The organism is Tateyamaria sp. (assembly GCF_039945315.1).
Lineage (GTDB): Bacteria > Pseudomonadota > Alphaproteobacteria > Rhodobacterales > Rhodobacteraceae > Tateyamaria.
The window spans coordinates 170,176-189,365 of record NZ_JBDUXB010000019.1; the positions used below are offsets into that span (position 1 = coordinate 170,176).

The following is a 19,190-nucleotide window of genomic DNA, read 5'->3' on the forward strand; positions in this document are numbered from 1 at the left end:
ATCTATCCAAGTGCCGCCGCGCGGGCCGCGATCATAGGTTTGGTAATTAACACAACGCCCCCATCCGACACGCGGAACCATTTGGCGTCCTCAACCGGATCTTCTCCGACCACCAGACCGTCCGGGATGTGCACCCCCCTGTCGACCACACATTTGGTCAGTTTCGCTTCGCGCCCGACCTCAACATAGGGCAGGGCCACCACTTGGTTCAGCGAAGAAAACGAATGGCTGCGCACGCCTGTGAACAGCAGGGATTCAAGGATTTCAGAGCCCGAAATGATGCACCCGCCAGACACCATGGAAGACACCGCCATGCCGCGGCGGTTTTCTTCGTTATGGATGAACTTGGCCGGCGGCACGCTTTCGGCATAGGTCCAGATCGGCCAGGAATTGTCATACAGGTCCAGTGGCGGAGTGAACTCGGTCAGGTCGATATTGGCGCGCCAGAACGCGTCAATCGTGCCGACGTCACGCCAATAAGGCTCGGCTTCAAGGCCGGACTGCACACAGCTATCCGAGAACCTGTGGGCCTGCGCCTTGCCGCCATTGACCACCTGCGGAATAATGTCGTTGCCGAAATCATGGGCCGAATTGGGGTCTTCCATGTCCTGGATCAGCAGATCACGCAGGAAGGACCATTTGAACACGTAGATGCCCATCGAGGCGAGCGCGTGATCCGGATCTCCGGGAATGGCGGGGGGATTGGCAGGCTTTTCCAGAAAGTCAGTGATGCGGTCGGCTGCGTCGCAATGCATGACACCAAAGGCAGTTGCCTCCATCCGGGGCACGGTCAAACAGCCAATGGTGACGTCAGCGTCGGTGTCCACATGCTGTTGCAGCATGATCTCGTAATCCATCTTGTAGATATGATCCCCGGCCAGAACGACAATGTAATCAACGTCATAGCTGTCGATGATGTCGATGTTCTGGGCAACGGCATCAGCGGTGCCAAGATACCACTTGTCTTCGGATGTCCGCTGGCTGGCTGGCAGAATATCAAGGTATTCGTTCCGCTCAGCCCGCAGAAAACCCCACCCGCGCTGGCAGTGACGGATCAGGCTGTGGGCCTTGTATTGCGTGGCGATGGCCATTTTCCGAATGCCGGAGTTGAGCGCATTGGAAAGTGCGAAATCCACGATCCGTGTCTTTCCGCCGAAATAGACCGCTGGTTTGGCGCGACTGTCTGTCAGCTCCTTGAGGCGACTGCCCCGCCCACCTGCAAGCACAAAGGCCATGGCGCGATTTGACAGGCGTTGGTTGGGTGTTGGTTTCATGTGTCGTCCTCCCCTTCTATCAGGATAACCGCCGACAGGGGCGGCAATGTGACATTGGCCGAATAGGATTGTCCCATCCACTCAACGGCCTCGGCGTGCACTCCTCCCAGATTGCCACGCCCGCCGCCGCCATATTCGACTGCGTCTGTATTCAGTGCCTCGCGCCAGAACCCTTGGCCCGGCAGGCCGATCCGGTGATCTGAGCGTTCTACCGGCGTCATGTTCAGCACGATGATTGCGCGTGGGTCATCTGGCCCGCCAATGCGCTGATAGACATAGATTGAGTTTTCCATATCGCCGCCGTCGATCCAGCCAAATCCGCTTGGTCGGCAGTCATTGAGGTAGAGCGCAGGTGTCGAGCGATAAAGAGAATTGAGGTCCCGTACCAAAGTTTGAATGCCCGTATGGGCAGATGCATCCAGCAAATGCCAATCGAGGCTCTGGTCGTGGTTCCACTCGTCGCGCTGCGCAAATTCCTGTCCCATGAACAGCAACTTCTTGCCCGGATGGGACCACATGAACCCATAGTAGGCCCGGAGGTTGGCAAATTTTTCCCAATCTGATCCCGGCATTTTCTCAAGCATTGACCCTTTGCCATGCACAACCTCGTCATGGCTGATCGGCAGCACGAAGTTTTCAGAAAACGCATAGGCGATGCCAAAGGTCATCAGATGATGATGGTATTTGCGGTTGATGGGTTCCTCTTCCATGTACCGCAGGGTGTCGTTCATCCACCCCATGTTCCACTTGAACCCAAACCCGAGGCCACCGTGATAAACGGGGCGGGAGACACCGGGAAAGGCTGTGCTTTCCTCAGCCACGGTCATGATACTGGCGTCTTCGCCGTAGACGAAAGTATTGGTCTCTTGCAGGAAGGCGATAGCCTCAAGGTTTTCGCGGCCGCCATGCGCATTGGGCACCCATTCGCCGTCTTTGCGCGAATAGTCCCGGTACAGCATCGAGGCGACAGCATCCACGCGAATGCCGTCCAGATGATATTCTTCCATCCAATACAGCGCATTGGAGCGCATGAAGTTCACCACTTCACGCCGTCCAAAGTTGAAGATCAGCGTGTTCCAGTCCTGATGAAATCCTTCGCGCGGGTCGGCGTGTTCATACAGGTGCGTGCCGTCAAACTGCGCGAGGCCATGCTCGTCGGTCGGAAAATGCGCAGGCACCCAATCGAGCAGAACGCCGAGGCCCTTGTTGTGTGCCGCCGTAACCAACGCGCGGAACTCATCAGGTGTTCCGTGCCGAATGGTCGGGGCATACATCCCGATGGGTTGGTATCCCCATGAGCCGTCAAAGGGGTGCTCGGTGATTGGCATCATCTCGATATGGGTAAAGCCCATGTCGGCGACGTATTCGACCAGATCTGTGGCCAGTTCCTCGTATGAAAGTGGGCGGTTGCCGTCGGCTCGCTTCCAACTGGCGAGGTTCACCTCGTAGATGCTGATCGGCACGTCGGTGTTGTGATGCGCGGCGCGCCCCTTCATCCACTCACCGTCAGACCAGTCATGGCCTGTAATGTCCCGGACAACGGATCCGGTTCTGGGCGGATGCTCCGCGCCAAACCCGACCGGATCGGACTTGAGTGGCAGGTCGTGACCATTTGCTCGGATTGCGTATTTGTAGACGTCACCAGGCATCACGCCAGGAACAAAAATCTCCCAAACACCCGAAGCCCCTAATCGCCGCATCCCATGACGTCGCGCATCCCAAACGTTGAAATCACCAACGACCGCGACCCGTTCAGCATTCGGGGCCCAGACAGCAAAATGCACGCCAGCCACCCCGTCGATCTCGGTGACATGCGCGCCCAGCGTCTTCCACAGACGATGCATCGAGCCTTCGCCCAGATAGTAAAGATCGTCATCGCTCAACACCCGACCAAAGCGATAAGGATCGTCAAACGTCCAGCTGTGGTTGCCGACCGTGGCATTCAGGCGGTAGGGCTGATTTTTTTTTAACAGAGTGCAGAATAGCCCCGGTGCGCCTTCAACAGGTTCCAGCGGCGTCTTTATCGCCTTGCCCGTGATGCAGGTGACGGTATCCGCGCCGGGCACAAAGACGTTGAGCGCAAAGCCGTCCGGATGCATGCGCAGGCCCAGAAACTGGAACGGATCGACCAGAAGCCCGCCCAAAAGGGCTGCAACCACGTCTCGAGGCGGGGCGGCCTTGAGGGCCATGTCGCGTGTCAGAAGTTTGGCCATGCGAATGCGGTCTTTCCGATCCTTTGCGCCCGACCTAAAATTGGTCGAGCTGCTTCAGTGTTTCATGCTACCCTAGCCGAAAGCGCTTAAGATGACACAGCGCTTCTTTGGCGGGGGCGGGGTGCCTAGCCGACCGCGCTTTGATCTGACCCTGTCTCAAGATATGCGTATCCATAGGGCGGTAGTTTCAGGCGACTTTTTTCCATGGTACCAGCGGGTGCTCCAACCAGAACTGCATCGGCGCTCACACGTACAGACTGAGGCTGGTCAGACAGGTTGAATATGCCAGTGAGGCTGACACCTTCACAGGTGCGGGACACCGCCAGCAAGGGGTTGCGCACCTTCGGAAACGTTGTTTCGCCAAAGCTCAATTCGGGCCGGGATTTGCGGAACGCCAAGGCGGCGCGATAGGTGCCCAGAACCGAGTCATTCTTGGCCTCTTGGCCAGCAGTTGCATGGGCCGCTTGCGGTGGTTTGACCGGAAGCCAAGGCTCACCCGTCGAAAATCCGGCATTGGGTTGGCTTTCGTCCCAAACCATTGGCGTGCGGCAGCCATCGCGGCCCTTGTTGTCGGGCCAGAAGTCGATGTTGCCGAGGTCCTGAAGCTCGTGAAACTCGATGTCGGTCTCTGTCTGACCCAGCTCTTCGCCCTGATAAATACCAAGCGTGCCGGGAAAGCTGACCAGCATGTTGATCGACTGGCGCGCGACGGCGTCTTCCATTTCGGGCGTCTTGGCCCAGCGGGTCACATGGCGCTGTACATCGTGGTTGGAGAACGACCAGCAGGGCCAGCCATCAGGGGCGTCCCGCATAAATCCTTCGATGCAGTTGCGGAAATGCTTTGGCGAATGGTCGTGGCTGAGCATGGCGAAAGAATAGGCCATGTGCAGCTTGTCATTGCCGGATGTGTATTCGCCCATGATCTCGATCTGGCGCAGGCCATCTTCGCCCACTTCGCCGATCATCATCCGGTCGTCGTATTTGTCCAAAAGCGTGCGCAATTTCTTGAGCACCTCAAGGTTTTCAGGCTGTGTCTTGGAATGGATATGCCGTTGCGCACCATACGGGTTGCCCGGAAACTCCTTGTAGCGCGATGCCGGATTGTTGCGCAGCTGCTTGTCGTGCACATAAAAGTTCACCGTATCCAGACGGAACCCGTCCACCCCGCGCTGCAACCAGAAATCCATCGCTTCCAAGAGCGCCTCGACCACCTCTGGATTGTGAAAGTTTAAATCCGGCTGCGAGACGAGGAAGTTGTGCATATAATACTGGCGACGACGCGGGTCGAACATCCAGGCCGAGCCGCCAAAGACCGATGGCCAATTGTTAGGCGCGCTACCATCCTTCTTGGGGTCGGCCCACACGTACCAGTCCGCCTTGGGGTTGGTTTGGTTCTGGCGGCTTTCTTCGAACCACGGGTGCTGGTCGGAACTGTGTGACAGCACCTGATCGATGATGACCTTCAGGCCAAGCTCATGAGCGCGCGCAGTTAATGCGTCAAAGTCCTCGACCGTGCCGAACAGAGGGTTGACCCCGGTGTAGTCGGACACGTCATAGCCCATGTCCTTATCGGGCGAGGTAAAGAACGGAGACAGCCAGATCGCATCCACGCCCAGCGAGGCGACGTGATCCAAGCGGCGCGTGATCCCGGGCAGATCGCCGATCCCGTCACCATTGTCATCCTGAAAGGACCGAGGGTAGATCTGATAGATCACCGCGTCTCGCCACCATTCGCGCATCCTGAGTCTCCTGAAACAGTGAAAGGCCCCGCAGCAGGGCCCTTTGTTAGCGCTATCAATATGCAACAAAGTGATTCAAGACAACCACCAGACAGCCAAGCGATGCAGTTCTGTCACAGGTTTTTGGGCATACATTTGCATACTGCGAAGGCGCTAACACGATCGAATGTGGAACGTTGCTTGAACGACAATGTCCGGAGGGGTTTTAGCGCGGATCGCCTTCAAGCGATTGGCGACTCTCTGCCAGCCAGATTGGGCCTGAGTCCCAGAATGTCTGTCGCTACACAGCCCGCAGTGCCACAGGGGCCGAGCGCGCGGCCACATGTGCGTCATCCGTGCGGCGTAGAAACAGGATCGCCGGACTGGCAAGGCCTGCCTGCGCAATCTGTTCCACCAAGTCGGGGGCGGCACATTCCAGCACCTTTTGGTTTGCGCGCTGGGCGTTGCTGACCGCAGTCACCTGCACGACATCGACCAAACCAGCCTCGCGCAGGACTTCTGTGATCTGCGCCGCACTTTGTACGCCCATGTAGACTGCGACATTGCTGCGCGCGCTTAGGTGTTGAATCCAGTCGGGACGTTCATTCGCATCTGCCTTTCGTCCTGTGGTCAGCACCAGTGTGTCGGTCTTGCCCCGTTCGGTCAGGAAACCGCCCACGGCGGCGGCAGCCCCGCTGGCTGCCGTCACGCCGGGCACGATTTCGTAAGCAAGCCCGGCCTCGGCAAGCGCCTCAGCTTCTTCGGCACCTCGCGCAAACACACCCGGATCACCACATTTCAATCGGACAACACGTTGTCCGCGCAAGGCGGCGGACACGACAAGGTTATTGATCCGATCTTGCGGCCATGTGTGGCACCCCGGCTCTTTCCCAACATAGACCCGTTCAGCATCCCTGCGGGCCAGCTCCAGAACGCCGGGATCAACCAACCGATCATAGAAAATGACATCCGCTTCTTGCAGACGCTGCACGCCGCGCAAGGTGATCAGGTCACTGCTGCCGGGACCTGCCCCCACAAGGGCTACGGGGGCAGGGCCCTTTTCGGGCACTTTGCCAGAGGTAATGACGGCTTTGATCGCGGCAGCGACGGGCGCGTCACCGTCTTGGGCATGCTGATCACGTACCGGGCCGTTAAAGACCCACGCCCACAGATCGCGACGCTGGCGTGGGCCGAGGCGGTCGGCTGCAAATCCGCGCAAGCGACCGGCAAGGGCGGCCAGATCGCCCAGGCGGGGTTCCAGCGTCTCCTCCAAACGGGTCTTGATCTGGCGGGCAAGAACAGGGGCGGTGCCTTCAGTGCCGATGGCGACGACAACCGGATCGCGATCAATGATCGACGGTGTGATGGCATCGCACAAATCGGGCTGGTCCACCACATTCACCACAGCACCACCGGCCTTGGCCAGCATGTGCAAACACGCATCTTGCCCCGGACAGCCCGTGGCGACAAAAACCAGAGCTGCGCCTTCAAACTGCGCTGGTGTGATTGGTGCACGCGTCCACACGATGCGTCCGGACTTCGCCAAGCTGTGCAATTCGACATCCAACCCGTCGGCCAACACCTCGATCTGAGCCTCTGTCTTTAACATCAAGCGACACTTTTGCGCCGCCTGTTCGCCACCACCCACAATCACTACGCGGCGACCCGTCATCGTCAGGAACATCGGAAAGGTTTTCATAGGCTTAAGCTCCTGTTCTACTCAGCGGCGATGGCGTCTGTGGCCGGGGGCAAAAGCCCGGCGAGTTCAGGTCTGCACGCTCCGCAATTCGTGCCCGCACCTGTAACTGCACCCAACGCCTCGATACTGCTGGCCCCAGCCGCAACAGCGCGGCGCAGGTCATTCAACCCAACGCCCATGCAAGCACAAACTGTCGCGCCGGGGTCCGGAGCATCGCCCCGTGCGCGACCCGACAGCGCGTCCGAAATCAGTGCGCCAGTTCCGATCAATGCAATGGCATGGACACGCGATACGGCCACTGGGGCACGGGCACAGAACATAACAGCGCTCAATGTGCCCTCAACGCGGTATGCAATGCGCACAAGTCCCGCCGTATCATCGCGCATTTCGCTGATTTCGCCGCCTCGCGCTGATGTGAGGACAGTGAATGCTGCGCGCGCATCATTGAGCGGCCCGGCGTCTGCCACTTCCGCCTGCCAGCCCGTGGTGGTACGTGCAATGGCACAATATGCGCCGTACTGCCGGATGGGATGGGCAGAGGCGACAAACCCATACCACGCCGCATCAAACTTGCGCGCCGACACCCGCCCAGACTTGAGAGCGGGTTGTCCCGAAATCGGATCGACGCGGGTGTGGACGACGGCGTTGACGGGCCCGGACGCGTTGCGCTGACGCGTCCAGTGCATCGGTGCAAACAACGCACCTTTGGCCACACGATCCGTCGGCAGGGCACGCAGCAGACTGCGCTGGCCACCGGCTTCAATCTCGAGCAACTCTGCGATGCCGACGCCCAGTTCGGCTGCATCATCAGGGTACAATTCGACGTAGGGTTCGGCCATATGCGCCCCAAGGCGCGCAGATTTCCCGGTGCGGGTCATGGTGTGCCACTGGTCGCGAATACGCCCGGTGTTCAACTGATACCCGTTGGCGACCTGAGCCAAAGGTGCCGAAACTGGCAACATGCGCGCGCGTCCATCTGGATGGAAAAACCCACCGCCCTCAAAGAAGCGTCCACCGGCGCTTTTCTGCTTTGGAATGGGCCACTGTGTGGGGGCAAAAGCCGCGTAGTCCTGATCAGAAATTTCAGTCAACCCACTGATATCAAAGTCACGCCCAAAGCGCGTCAGTGATGCAGACAGCGCCGCATATTCCCGAAACACGGAGGCTGGACTGTCAAAGTCAAAGGCAGTGCCGTACCCCATCTCGCGGGCCACATCGCAGATGATTTGCCAATCTGGACGGGCCGCACCCGGCACAGGCAGAAACGCGCGCTGGCGCGAAATGCGGCGTTCCGAGTTGGTGACAGTCCCGTCTTTTTCACCCCATCCCGCGGCAGGCAGCAGCACGTCTGCTAGATCGCAGGTGTCGGTGCGTTCCATGATGTCCGACACCACGGTAAAGGGAACATTTGCAAAAGCCTCGGCCACGCCGGCTGCATCCGGCATGCTTGCGGCCGGGTTCGTTGACATGACCCACAAGGCCTTGATTTTTCCGTCCGCACAGGCCTCGTACAGGTCCACTGCCTTCAGACCCGGAGCTGTGCACATGGTCGGGCTTTGCCAAAACGTCTGCACCGCGTCACGATGCTCGGCGTTTTCGATGTCCAGGTGGTTTGCCAGCATATTGGCGAGCCCACCCACCTCGCGGCCACCCATCGCGTTTGGCTGTCCAGTGACCGAAAACGGTCCCATTCCAGGACGCCCGATGCGGCCCGTCGCCAGATGGCAGTTCAGGATCGTATTGACCTTGTCAGACCCGCAGGCGGATTGATTTACGCCCTGTGAGTAGATGGTGACGACTTTTTCGGTGCCCGCCCACAAACTGTAAAACTGCGCAAGGGCCTCTGCACTCAGCCCGCTGCCACGCGGATTGGTGCACTCCGCTGCTACGACAGCTGCCGCGAAGCCATTCACATGGGCATTCACGTAGGCGTTGTTCACATGCCCTTCCGCCGCAATGTGCGCAAGTAACCCATTGAACAGCGCAATGTCGCCATCCGGGGCGATCTGCAGATGCAAATCGGCCAGTTGCGACGTGGCTGTGCGGCGCGGGTCAACGTTGACCACACGCATGCCGGGACGGGCGGCTTTGGCTGCCGCGATGCGCTGGTGGAGAACGGGATGACACCATGCGAGGTTCGATCCGACCAACACGATCAGGTCGGCCTCTTCCAAGTCTTCGTAGGTGCCGGGCACCGTATCACTGCCAAAGGCGCGCTTGTGGCCCGCAACAGAGGACGCCATGCAAAGCCTTGAATTCGTGTCGATATTTGCAGATCCGATGAACCCTTTCATCAGCTTGTTGGCAACATAGTAATCTTCGGTCAGTAACTGGCCCGAGACGTAAAAGGCCACGCTGTCGGGTCCATGATTATGAATGGTGTCTGAAAACCGGCGCGCGACAAGCTTGGTCGCACTGTCCCAGTCCGCCTCTTCACCACCGATGCGCGGGGTTAGCAGCCGGCCTTCAAGGTCGATCGTCTCTCCCAGCGCGGACCCTTTGGAACACAGCCGCCCATAGTTCGCTGGATGGTCCGGATCACCTTTTATCGTCCCATCTGGCGAGGCGATTACCCCGCACCCTACGCCACAGTATGGACAGGTTGTGCAAGTGCTCATGCGGCACGCTCACCACGCAGACGGGTGGCATCCAGTAGGATGCGTCCGGCCTCGACACGGGCCGGATAGGTCGCAACCTCGCCCTCATCCGCGCCCTGAACACGACCCGTCTCCAGTGAAATGACCCAATTGTGGAGCGGGCATGTCACCGCAGCCCCGTGCACAATACCCTCGGCCAATGGCCCGGCCTTGTGTGGGCAAGTGTTGTCTAGCGCAAAGACCTGATCAGAGGCGGTGCGAAACACCGCAACACATCCCGCGCGCGTTTTGACAACACGCGCACCCCGCAATGGAATGTCAGAAAGGGCTGCAATATCAATCCAGTCGCTCATTCCGCTGCCTCCAGAGTGAGGTTGGCCAACGGTTGATACGTCGCCGCCTTTTTTATAGCATGTTCGGCCCAAGGATCTTTTTGGTAGACGGTCTGAGACAGGTCGAACCGTGCCACCAGTGCTGCGCGTTCATCAGGGTCGGCAATACGCTCACGTATCCATTCCAGCCCGACCTTGTTCATCCACTTGTAGATGCGGTCGAGATACTTGGCGTATCTCACGATACAGCTGTGACATCGCCTTGATCACGGCGATGGTTTCCTCTTCGTTTGGCACGTCAATCAGACGCTCCACTTCGCGCACATCCATGCCCGCCGCACCGCCGATTCCGATCTGATAGCCACTGTCGACGCAAACGACACCGATGTCCTTACAGGTGGCTTCAGCACAATTGCGCGGACAGCCAGACACCCCCAGCTTCAGCTTGTGCGGCGTCCAGGCGCCCCACAGTGCTTTTTCCAACTTGATGCCAAGCCCGGTTGAATCCTGCGTGCCAAATCGGCAGTGATCCGTGCCTACACATGTTTTGACCGTGCGAAGGCCTTTGGAATAGGCATGCCCTGACACCATGCCAGCGTCGTTCAGATCGGACCATATGGCGGGGAGATCCTCGCCCTTCACGCCGAGCAGATCGATCCGCTGTCCGCCGGTCACTTTGACGGTGGGCACGTTGAACTTGTCCGCTGCATCGGCGATCGCGCGCAACTCATTCGGTGTCGTGATACCACCCCACATGCGTGGAACGACAGAAAAAGTGCCGTCTTTCTGGATATTTGCGTGTTTGCGTTCGTTGATGAAACGACTTTGCGGATCATCCAGATATTCCAGCGGCCAATCCGCAATCAGGTAGTAGTTCAGCGCCGGGCGACACACATGGCACCCATCCACTGTCTTCCACGCGCACTCCTGCCAGACCGCAGCCATTGACTTGAGCTCCTGTGACTTGATCATCCGTCGCACGTCCTCGTGAGACAGATCGCAACAGCCACAGATCGGTTGTGCCGTGGGCATGACGAAGGCATCACCCAAGGTGACGGCCAGCACCTGTTCCACAAGCCCCGTGCAGGTCCCGCAGGACCCGGACGCTTTTGTCACAGAGCGTACTGCGCCCAGATCGGTCGCGCCTTCGGCAATCGCGTCTTCAATCGTCCCTTTGCAAATGCCGTTACAGCCACAGATTTCCGCGTCACGCGGTAAGGCTGCAACGGCCGCCAACGGGTCCAGGGGGGCACCTCCCTGATAGGCCGGGCCAAAGATCAGCGTGTCGCGCATCTCGATGATGTCGGTCTTGTCGCGGATGAGGCCAAAGAACCAATTGCTGTCAGCTGTGTCGCCATACATCACCGCGCCGATCACCACGTCGTTCTCGATGACGAGGCGCCGGTAGACGCCGCGCCCGGGGTCGCGGAACACGATGTCTTCGCGCCCTTCGCCATCGGCAAAATCCCCGGCACTGAACAGATCACAACCCGTCACTTTCAGCTTCGTACTCAGCTCTTTATGAACGAACGCGGCCTCCTGACCCATCAGCGTTTGAGCGGCCACTTTCGCCTGATCATATAGTGGAGCGACAAGGCCAAAGAGCGCACCATCATGTTCGACGCATTCGCCAACGGCCAGAATGTTTTCGTCTGAGGTGATCATCTGATCATCAACATGAATGCCACGCCCAACGGCCAGCCCGGCCTCCTTGGCCAGAGCGACGTTTGGGCGAATGCCGACGGCCATCACAAGCAGATCACAGGGCAGTTCGGTGCCGTCATCCAGCAGCAGGGCGCGCACCTTGCCGTCCGCGCCAAGGATCTCGCTGGAATTCGCCTGACACATGACGGTGATGCCCTTGTCCACCAGCGCTTTGCGCAGCAGATATCCAGCAGCTTCGTCCAATTGGCGTTCCATCAGGTGGCCCATGATGTGCACCACCGTGACGTCCACACCGCGCGCGGCCATGCCCGCAGCGGCTTCCAGGCCCAGCAGGCCGCCACCGATCACGACGACTTTGTTGCCTGCGCCCAGGCTCATCATCCGCTCGGTATTTTCCAGATCGCGGTAGGCAATGACGCCTTCCAGATCGTGACCGGGCAGGGGGATCATGAAGGGGTTGGACCCGGTGCCAAAGATCAACTTGTCGTAAGGCAGCACATCGCCGTTCTCAGCAGTGACGGTCTTGGCCGCCCGGTCAATCCCAGCCACCCGTTCGCCAAAGCGACAGGTGACACCGTTGGCGGCGTACCAGCCGGCGTCATGGGTTACGATCTCTTCGTATGTTTTGTCGCCGGCCAGAACGGGCGAGAGCATGATGCGGTTGTAGTTGCCGCGCGGCTCTGCGTTGAACAGGGTCACGTTCACGTTCACGTCTGCGCCTGCGTCAAACAGATGCTCCAACGCGCGGCCTGTGGCCATTCCGGCACCGATTATGATGATATTCTGTGTCATTCTGCAGCCTCCACTTCGGGGTAAGCGGCGGCAATCATGACGCCGGAAAGGGTGGCATAAGCGGTTTCCCAAGATGCTTGGACGTCCGGCGTGAGCGCCTCGCCCAGACCCTTTTTCAACGTGTCGATCAACGCTTCGCCGACAAAAGGATAGTGTTCGGCTTTCACACCATAGGCGACATGACCGACGGCCAGTTTTTCGGCGACCGGCACAATGGCTTCAAGCGACTTCAATCCGTTTACAACCGCACCAAGGGTCGCCATCAACTTGGCCCCCTGTTCGCTCATATCGCCCTTGAAAATCGGGCGAACTTGAGGCGCGATCTCGAACAGGCGGGCATAAAACATCTCTGCCGCCGCATCCTTGATCGGCAGCACCTGGGCAAAGCTTTCCTGGACTCTGTCAATCTGATCAGGGGTCATGAGCTTACTCCGCAGCAATCTTGGGTTTTTGAGGGGCAGGGGTCTTGGGTGCCCCGCCCGAGTTGGGCGATTTGGGTTTCGCCCCGTGCTCGTACTCCTCGAGGAAATCGAGCACATCCTGGCGATAGTTGTAGTAATCCGGATGCTCGAGCAGCGCCTTGCGTGTGCGCGGGCGCGGCAGGTCAACGTCGACAATCTTGCCGATGGTTGCCTGCGGCCCGTTGGTCATCATCACCACGCGGTCCGCCAGCAGGATTGCCTCATCCACATCATGGGTCACACAAATGGCGGTAACTTTGGTGCGGCTCCACACCTCCATCAGCACCTCTTGCAACTCCCAGCGGGTGAGGCTGTCGAGCATGCCGAACGGTTCATCCAGAAGGAGGAGCTTGGGGGACAATGCAAAGGCACGGGCGATGCCCACCCTCTGTTTCATCCCGTTGGACAGGCTGTCAGCCTGCTTGTCCATCGCGTCAGCCAATCCAACGCGCTCAAGATAGTAGTCGACGACATCCTGCCGCTCGGCGCGTGAGGCAGACGGGTAAACCTTGTCCACCCCGATGGCCACGTTCTCGCGGGCTGACAGCCACGGGAACAGGTTGGGTGACTGGAATACAACGGCGCGTTCGGGGTCCGCACCTTCGACGTGGCGGCCATCCAGCTTGATCGCGCCCTTGGAAATCTCGTTCAGACCGGCGGCCATGGTCAACACCGTGGACTTGCCGCAGCCCGAATGGCCAATCAGGGAAATGAACTCGCCCTTGTTGATCTTGAGGTCGAAGTCCTCGACCACTGTCAGCGGTCCCTTGGGTGTTGGATACACCTTGTGAAGTTGGCTGAAATCCAGAAACCGGTTTTCGATCATGCCCTTCTGCGCATCAGCCACTGCCGTGGGCACACCGTGGATCGGGGTCACGTCAGGCAATGTCTTGCTGCCTTCGATCTTGGCCTCGATGCCGACATCCATCAGGTACTTAGTCACATCTGCGCGCAGGCGTTTGAACTCTTCGTTGTGGTTCATCTCCATCCGGTCGCGGGTTCGCGGGATGGTCACCTTGAACTCCTGACCCAGCGTCCCGTCTGGGTTCAGCGCAATGATGCGGTCAGCCAGAATGATCGCCTCATCCACATCATTGGTGATGAGCACACAGGTCTTCTTGTCCGCTTCCCAGATATGCTCGATCTCGTCCGCCAGATTGGCGCGGGTCAGCGCGTCCAGTGCCGAGAGCGGCTCGTCCAGCAGCAACATCTCCGGGCTCATGGCCAAAGCACGGGCAACATTCACACGCTGGCGCATGCCACCCGAGAGTTCCGCCGGCCGGCGCGTTGCCGCGTGGGACAGACCAACCATTTTGACGTAGTGATCAACCTTTGCGGCGCGTTCTTCCTTGCTCAGTTCTGCGTGCACAGTGTCCACGGCCAGGCGCACATTGCCGTTCACCGTCAACCACGGCATCAGCGAATAGCTTTGGAAGATCACACCGCGCTCAGGGCCGGGGCCAGTGACGGGGGCACCTTTGAAGGTGACCGTACCAGTGGTCGGCATATCAAGGCCGGCCATCAGGTTGATCAGTGTCGTTTTGCCCGATCCGGAAAAGCCCAGCAGGACCAGAAACTCGCCCTCTTGAACTTCAAGGCTGATGTTCTTCAGCACGTCCGTGCGGTGGGTGCCCGAGCCGTAGGATTTGGAAACGTTGTCGAAAACAATCATGTCGATCACCGGTTGTTCGTGAAGGTGAACATGGACTGGATGGCGTACATCAGACGGTCCAGAAGGAAGCCGATGATGCCGATGGTAAAGACGGCCACCATGATCTTTGCGAGGCTCTGAGAAGACCCGTTCTGGAACTCGTCCCAGACGAATTTGCCTAGGCCCGGGTTCTGCGCCAGCATCTCAGCCGCAATCAGAACCATCCAGCCGACACCCAAGGAAAGACGTAGACCTGTAAAGATTAGCGGCAGGGCCGACGACAGCACCAGTTTGGTCACCTTCGTCCAAGTGTTCATTTTCAGAACTTTGGAGACACTGACGAGGTCTTTGTCGATGCTAGACACACCCAAGGTAGTGTTGACCAGAGTGGGCCAGAGTGAGCATAGGGTTACGGTAATGGCCGAGTTGAGGAAGGATTTGGCGAACCAGCCGTCGCTAGCATACGTGGCGGACACCACCATGGTCACAATTGGCAGCCATGCTAGCGGCGAGACGGGTTTGAAAATCTGGATCAGCGGGTTGATGGCCGCGCTCACAATCGGGCTCAGGCCCGCGGCAATGCCCAGTGGGATCGCGATCACCGAGGCCAGAAGAAAGCCAAAGAACACGGTCTTGATGGATGTCCAGATCTGGTCGTAATAGGTTGGCTTGCCGGTATAGACACGCTCCTTGACCCGGTCTTCACGGCCCTCGGCAATCAGCTTGGCGTTGCGTTCATCCTGACGGACATAAAATGCCGCCTCTTTCTCGCGTTCTCGGATGGCATCGTCGTTAAGGTTGCCGACCTGCTCCCAGACCTGCACAGGGCCGGGGATTGCACCCAGTGAAGTCTGAACCGTGGGGGCAAGCGCCGCCCATGCGGCCAAAAACATCGCGATGGCAAGCAGTGGTACACCCAGCAAGCGCCAGATCTCCTTGCCTTGGGCGCGGGGATTGTCACCAGCTACAGCGCGCAGGACGGGCGTCAGCCATGCGAGGCCCAGAACCTGAAACCATTTGTCCGCCGTATTGATGCGGGTGAAGAGCCGCTGGCGGCTGGCCTCGCGGGCGTCGTCCTGAAGGTCGGATGGATCTATGGCGGTCATGTCAGGTCTCTCCTGGCTCTGATGTATGGCGCGGTCCGGCGGGGGAAAGCCGGGAAAATTGGTGATGCTGCGCTGCGGCGGTGCACGTTCTGTGCACAGGTTGTGCACGCGCAGTACATCTGGTGTGACGGGCTATCTTGCGGCGGTGTGGCGTGCCCAGTTTTTGGGCAAGCCGCTTTGTTTTGGAACGGTTTTGCTGCGTTGCAGCGAAGGGTGAGCATGGTGCTCACCTCCCTTTGCCTTGGATTAACCTTCGACCTGATTGCCGACGACCTTCTGGTCACCTTTCAAGCCGATCGGCAGGCTTTCCAGATAGGCGTTGGGCGCTTTTCCGTCATAGCCGATGCCGTCGATGATATCCTCGGCTGGAGTGGCCGCTTTGAACCCATCGCTGTCCCAGGGGAAGTCCGCCTCGTTGGCCAGACCTTCGTCTACCAGCATGCGCGCGGCTTCTAGGTAGATGGCGGGTTTGTATACTTCGGCCGCCGTGTCGAAATACCACTGATCGGATTTCGCTTCGGCGATCTGGCCCCATCGACGCATCTGCGTCAGGTACCAGATGGCGTCCGAATAGAACGGGTAGGTCGCGTTGTAGCGGAAAAACACGTTGAAGTCCGGGGCAGGGCGACGATCGCCTTTTTCGAACTCAAAAAAACCTGTCATCGAGTTTGCGATAACTTCGTAATCCGCACCGACATATTCTGAGCGGGATAGAATTTCGACAGCTTCCTCACGGTTGGCGTTGTCGTTTTCGTCGAGCCAGATGGCAGCCCGGATCAGTGCTTTGGTAATGGCCAGCGTGGTGTTTGGGTTCTCTTCGGCGAAATCTGCGTTGATGCCAAACACCTTCTCCGGGTTATTCTTCCACATGTCATAGTCGGTGATAACGGGCACGCCGATGCCTTTGAATACGGCCTGCTGGTTCCAAGGCTCACCCACAGCATAACCATATATTGTGCCCGCTTACATTGTAGCTGGCATTTGTGGGGGTGGTGTCACGCTCAGCAACACGTCTGCGCCGATCTGACCAGACACATCTTCGGGGCTGTAAAAGCCGGGCTCTAGTCCACCGGCGGCCAGCCAGTAGCGAATTTCGTAGTTGTGTGTAGAGACCGGGTACACCATGCCCATGTTGAACGGCAGGCCCTGGTCTTTGTAGTCTTCAACAACAGGCGCCAGCGCTTCGGCACTGATCGGGTGCTGTGGACGGCCATCATCCATCAGCGGCACATGGGGTTTCATCTCTTCCCAAATTTCGTTGGAAACGGTGATGCCGTTGCCGTTCAAGTCCATGGAGAAGGGCGTGATGATGTGCGCTTCGGTGCCATATCCGATGGTTGCCGCCAGCGGTTGTCCCGCCAGCATGTGCGCGCCGTCCAATTGGCCGTCAATTACACCGTCCAGCAGAACCTTCCAGTTGGCTTGCGCCTCAAGGGTAACAAACAGCCCCTCATCTTCGAAGTATCCGTTCTCATAAGCGATGGCGAGCGGGGCCATGTCCGTCAGTTTGATAAATCCAAACGTCAGCTCATCCTTTTCCAGATCCAGCAGTTCGGCATGCGCCACCGACCCCATCAGGGCAGCAACAGTTCCAACAGCAGTCAGTAGTCGTGTCATGGTTTTTTCCTTGTTGAAAACGAAAAAAACCGCCCGAACCGGACGCGAGGGAGGAGGAACGCGTGACCCGGATCTAGCGGCTTTGCTCTTGATTTAAGAGCCTCCTACTGTGGAGGCGGTGGGAAGCATCCTTGCTTCGTTGAATTCAATGTAGCGTTCGCTGAAGTTACCGGACAACAAGGTTTTGGTGATTCACTGCGTTTTTATTCTGCAATGCAGCGAATGCTCAAGAATTCATCATTTTACGGGCGTAAAATCATAGGTTTTGCCGTCAAAGAAAGCATCCGGCCCAAGAATCATCTGCCCTTTAGTGGACGCGACTGCGGTGGAGTGGGCCAACGCTCCCTCAACTTTGGCTGACGCACCCGGCATATCGACGCCCAATGGCCCCAAATGCATCCGGTAAGAATCAGGCCTCATCGTTCCTTGGGCCACTTCAATAGCGTGAGAACGGTCAATGCCAGTCAGGTGGCTGATCTGTTCGCCGATCCACGCCGCCTGACTTCGCCATGGGAAGTTGGTGGCGCGGTCAAAGAACCGGACAAAGTCTGGCACGTGCACCGGCGGGCCACCAGCTCGCGTTGCAAACCGACCGGCCAGAGCATGCTCCACCGCAGAGACTGGGAGATTCAGATGCGCACTCCGTGCAAGGATTTCGATGGCCAGCACCCGGTTTTCTGGCTGATCCAGCCAGCGCGCAGCACGTGACACTGCCCGCATCAGGCAAGATACCGAGGTGGCATTGTCGTCGATCCAAACGCGCCGGGCAGCGAGGACCTTTTCGGGGGCCTGCGCCCAGATGGCCACGCCAGGTAGGATCAATTCGCCTACACCAGCGCTGACAGCCACAGACCCCCAGGGTTCTCCGACGCAAAACACATCCAACTCGCCAGAGGAAACGGCGTCCGCCATCAAAGGCGGCGGAGTCGTAATGATCTGCATGTCCGGGGCCCCGCCTGAATGCCTGATCCAGTATTCAAACAGCAACCGGTGCATCGAAAAGGGAAAGGGCACGCCCACCCGCAAGGGTCGGTTCAAGGCTTCGAGCATGGGTGGAGCAGTTGCTTCGGGATCGGTAAAGCCCCCATGCCATCCTTTTGCACGCATCGCGTCGGCCATCATGGACGACACACCAATCACCGTCCCATTGGCCGACAGCACCATCAGTGCGTCTACTTGCGCCGGTGGTCCACTCAGACCCAGCGACATGGCCGTCGGCATCGGCGACAACATATGCGCGACATTTAGATGCCCCAGCGCCAGCAAATCGCGGAGCGCCGCCCAGGAGGGTTGCGGCAAGAGGTTCAGCTCGATCCCCTCATCCGCAGCAAAGCGCAGTTCTTGCGCAACGATCAGCGGGGCGCTGTCCACCAGCGGGACATAGCCGCAATTCAATAAGGTCGTGCTCATGACAGAAGGTCCGACGCCGTCAGCAACGCCTGAGCGACATCTATGACTTTGCGATTTTGAGACATCGCCGTCTTGCGCAGCAGTGCATATGCCTCTTCCTCGCCAATTCCGCGCGCGCGCATAATCATACCTTTGGCCCGGTCGACCGTTTTGCGGTCTACCAATGCCTGTTTCGCGGCCTCCAGTTCCAGCCGCATCTGGTTCATCATCTGGAACCGGGCGATGGCGGTTTTCAGCACAGGCCTGATACGCTCGGGCTGCAATTCGCCAACCACATAGGCTGACAGGCCCGCTGTCACGGCGGCTTGGGTCATCTCGTCATCGGAATGGTCAACAAACATCGCGACGGGTCGGCTTTGCGCATCCGAAGCTGCGCTGACCTGTTCAAGCGCATCCCGACTGGGGTTGGCCAGATCAATCAAGACGAGGTCAGGGTTCAATGCGCTCAACTTTCGCGCCAGCCCAATCACATCGCCCAAAACGACGACATCTTCCCAGCCGTCTTCCGTGAGCGCATCAATGATCTCTCGCGCGCGCTCCGGGTCGGGTTCAACAACTGCTATTTTCATATCACTGGCCACAACCGTCGGTCCGACAGACGGCGTGTGCTGCCAACGTCGCGATGACACTTTGGATCATGTTTGGCTGCGTGCCG

The 19,190-nt window shown here is 58.7% G+C and carries 11 protein-coding genes and 2 pseudogenes; all 13 read right to left on the bottom strand.

Annotated features, from left to right (window positions below):
- Positions 1-2 precede the first annotated feature (2 nt).
- The 13 genes and pseudogenes from glgC to ABJD00_RS05865 all read right to left on the bottom strand — a co-directional run bounded on the left by glgC (position 3) and on the right by ABJD00_RS05865 (position 19,116).
- Complete coding sequence (glgC, locus tag ABJD00_RS05805; RefSeq protein WP_413835303.1) at positions 3-1,274, bottom strand: glucose-1-phosphate adenylyltransferase; 1,272 nt, start codon at positions 1,272-1,274, stop codon at positions 3-5.
- A complete protein-coding gene (gene glgB / locus ABJD00_RS05810) occupies positions 1,271-3,487 on the bottom strand; it encodes a 1,4-alpha-glucan branching protein GlgB (protein ID WP_413835300.1) in 2,217 nt (738 codons plus the stop codon). Before glgB ends, glgC begins: the two co-directional genes overlap by 4 nt.
- Positions 3,488-3,612: 125 nt before the next feature.
- Positions 3,613-5,226, bottom strand: coding sequence for an alpha-amylase family glycosyl hydrolase (locus ABJD00_RS05815; protein ID WP_413835298.1), 1,614 nt, complete (start codon positions 5,224-5,226; stop codon positions 3,613-3,615).
- 280 nt (positions 5,227-5,506) lie between these two features.
- Positions 5,507-6,904, bottom strand: a complete 1,398-nt coding sequence (gene cysG / locus ABJD00_RS05820; RefSeq protein WP_413835295.1) for a siroheme synthase CysG — start codon at positions 6,902-6,904, stop codon at positions 5,507-5,509.
- Positions 6,905-6,921: 17 nt separating this feature from the next.
- Positions 6,922-9,522, bottom strand: a complete 2,601-nt coding sequence (locus ABJD00_RS05825) for a molybdopterin-dependent oxidoreductase (protein WP_413835292.1) — start codon at positions 9,520-9,522, stop codon at positions 6,922-6,924.
- Positions 9,519-9,854, bottom strand: coding sequence for a nitrite reductase small subunit NirD (gene nirD / locus ABJD00_RS05830; RefSeq protein ID WP_413835289.1), 336 nt, complete (start codon positions 9,852-9,854; stop codon positions 9,519-9,521). Before nirD ends, ABJD00_RS05825 begins: the two co-directional genes overlap by 4 nt.
- Positions 9,851-12,290: pseudogene (nirB, locus tag ABJD00_RS05835) on the bottom strand (nitrite reductase large subunit NirB). The gene nirD and the pseudogene nirB overlap by 4 nt, the downstream one beginning before the upstream one ends.
- A complete protein-coding gene (locus tag ABJD00_RS05840; RefSeq protein ID WP_413835286.1) occupies positions 12,287-12,712 on the bottom strand; it encodes a globin family protein in 426 nt (141 codons plus the stop codon). The pseudogene nirB and the gene ABJD00_RS05840 overlap by 4 nt, the downstream one beginning before the upstream one ends.
- A 4-nt stretch (positions 12,713-12,716) precedes the next feature.
- Entirely contained in the window at positions 12,717-14,423 is a 1,707-nt protein-coding gene (locus ABJD00_RS05845; RefSeq protein WP_413835283.1) for an ABC transporter ATP-binding protein, read from the bottom strand.
- Between the two features lie 5 nt (positions 14,424-14,428).
- Positions 14,429-15,508 carry an ABC transporter permease gene (locus ABJD00_RS05850; protein WP_413835281.1) on the bottom strand — a complete coding sequence of 360 codons (1,080 nt, stop codon included), beginning with the start codon at positions 15,506-15,508 and terminating at the stop codon, positions 14,429-14,431.
- Between the two features lie 246 nt (positions 15,509-15,754).
- Positions 15,755-17,125 (bottom strand): annotated as a pseudogene (locus ABJD00_RS05855) (CmpA/NrtA family ABC transporter substrate-binding protein).
- 237 nt (positions 17,126-17,362) lie between these two features.
- Complete coding sequence (locus tag ABJD00_RS05860) at positions 17,363-18,535, bottom strand: CmpA/NrtA family ABC transporter substrate-binding protein (protein ID WP_413835278.1); 1,173 nt, start codon at positions 18,533-18,535, stop codon at positions 17,363-17,365.
- Positions 18,532-19,116 carry an ANTAR domain-containing response regulator gene (locus tag ABJD00_RS05865; RefSeq protein ID WP_413835663.1) on the bottom strand — a complete coding sequence of 195 codons (585 nt, stop codon included), beginning with the start codon at positions 19,114-19,116 and terminating at the stop codon, positions 18,532-18,534. The genes ABJD00_RS05860 and ABJD00_RS05865 overlap by 4 nt, the downstream gene beginning before the upstream one ends.
- Positions 19,117-19,190 lie beyond the last annotated feature (74 nt).

Bases quoted from the DNA above. Each gene is read 5' to 3' on its own strand.
- ABJD00_RS05845 (WP_413835283.1), bottom strand. From the start codon at position 14,423: ATGATTGTTTTCGACAACGTTTCCAAATCCTACGGCTCGGGCACCCAC.
- ABJD00_RS05815 (WP_413835298.1), bottom strand. From the start codon at position 5,226: ATGCGCGAATGGTGGCGAGACGCGGTGATCTATCAGATCTACCCTCGG.
- glgB (WP_413835300.1), bottom strand. From the start codon at position 3,487: ATGGCCAAACTTCTGACACGCGACATGGCCCTCAAGGCCGCCCCGCCT.
- ABJD00_RS05860 (WP_413835278.1), bottom strand. From the start codon at position 18,535: ATGAGCACGACCTTATTGAATTGCGGCTATGTCCCGCTGGTGGACAGC.
- ABJD00_RS05850 (WP_413835281.1), bottom strand. From the start codon at position 15,508: ATGACCGCCATAGATCCATCCGACCTTCAGGACGACGCCCGCGAGGCC.
- nirD (WP_413835289.1), bottom strand. From the start codon at position 9,854: ATGAGCGACTGGATTGATATTGCAGCCCTTTCTGACATTCCATTGCGG.
- glgC (WP_413835303.1), bottom strand. From the start codon at position 1,274: ATGAAACCAACACCCAACCAACGCCTGTCAAATCGCGCCATGGCCTTT.
- ABJD00_RS05825 (WP_413835292.1), bottom strand. From the start codon at position 9,522: ATGAGCACTTGCACAACCTGTCCATACTGTGGCGTAGGGTGCGGGGTA.
- ABJD00_RS05840 (WP_413835286.1), bottom strand. From the start codon at position 12,712: ATGACCCCTGATCAGATTGACAGAGTCCAGGAAAGCTTTGCCCAGGTG.
- cysG (WP_413835295.1), bottom strand. From the start codon at position 6,904: ATGAAAACCTTTCCGATGTTCCTGACGATGACGGGTCGCCGCGTAGTG.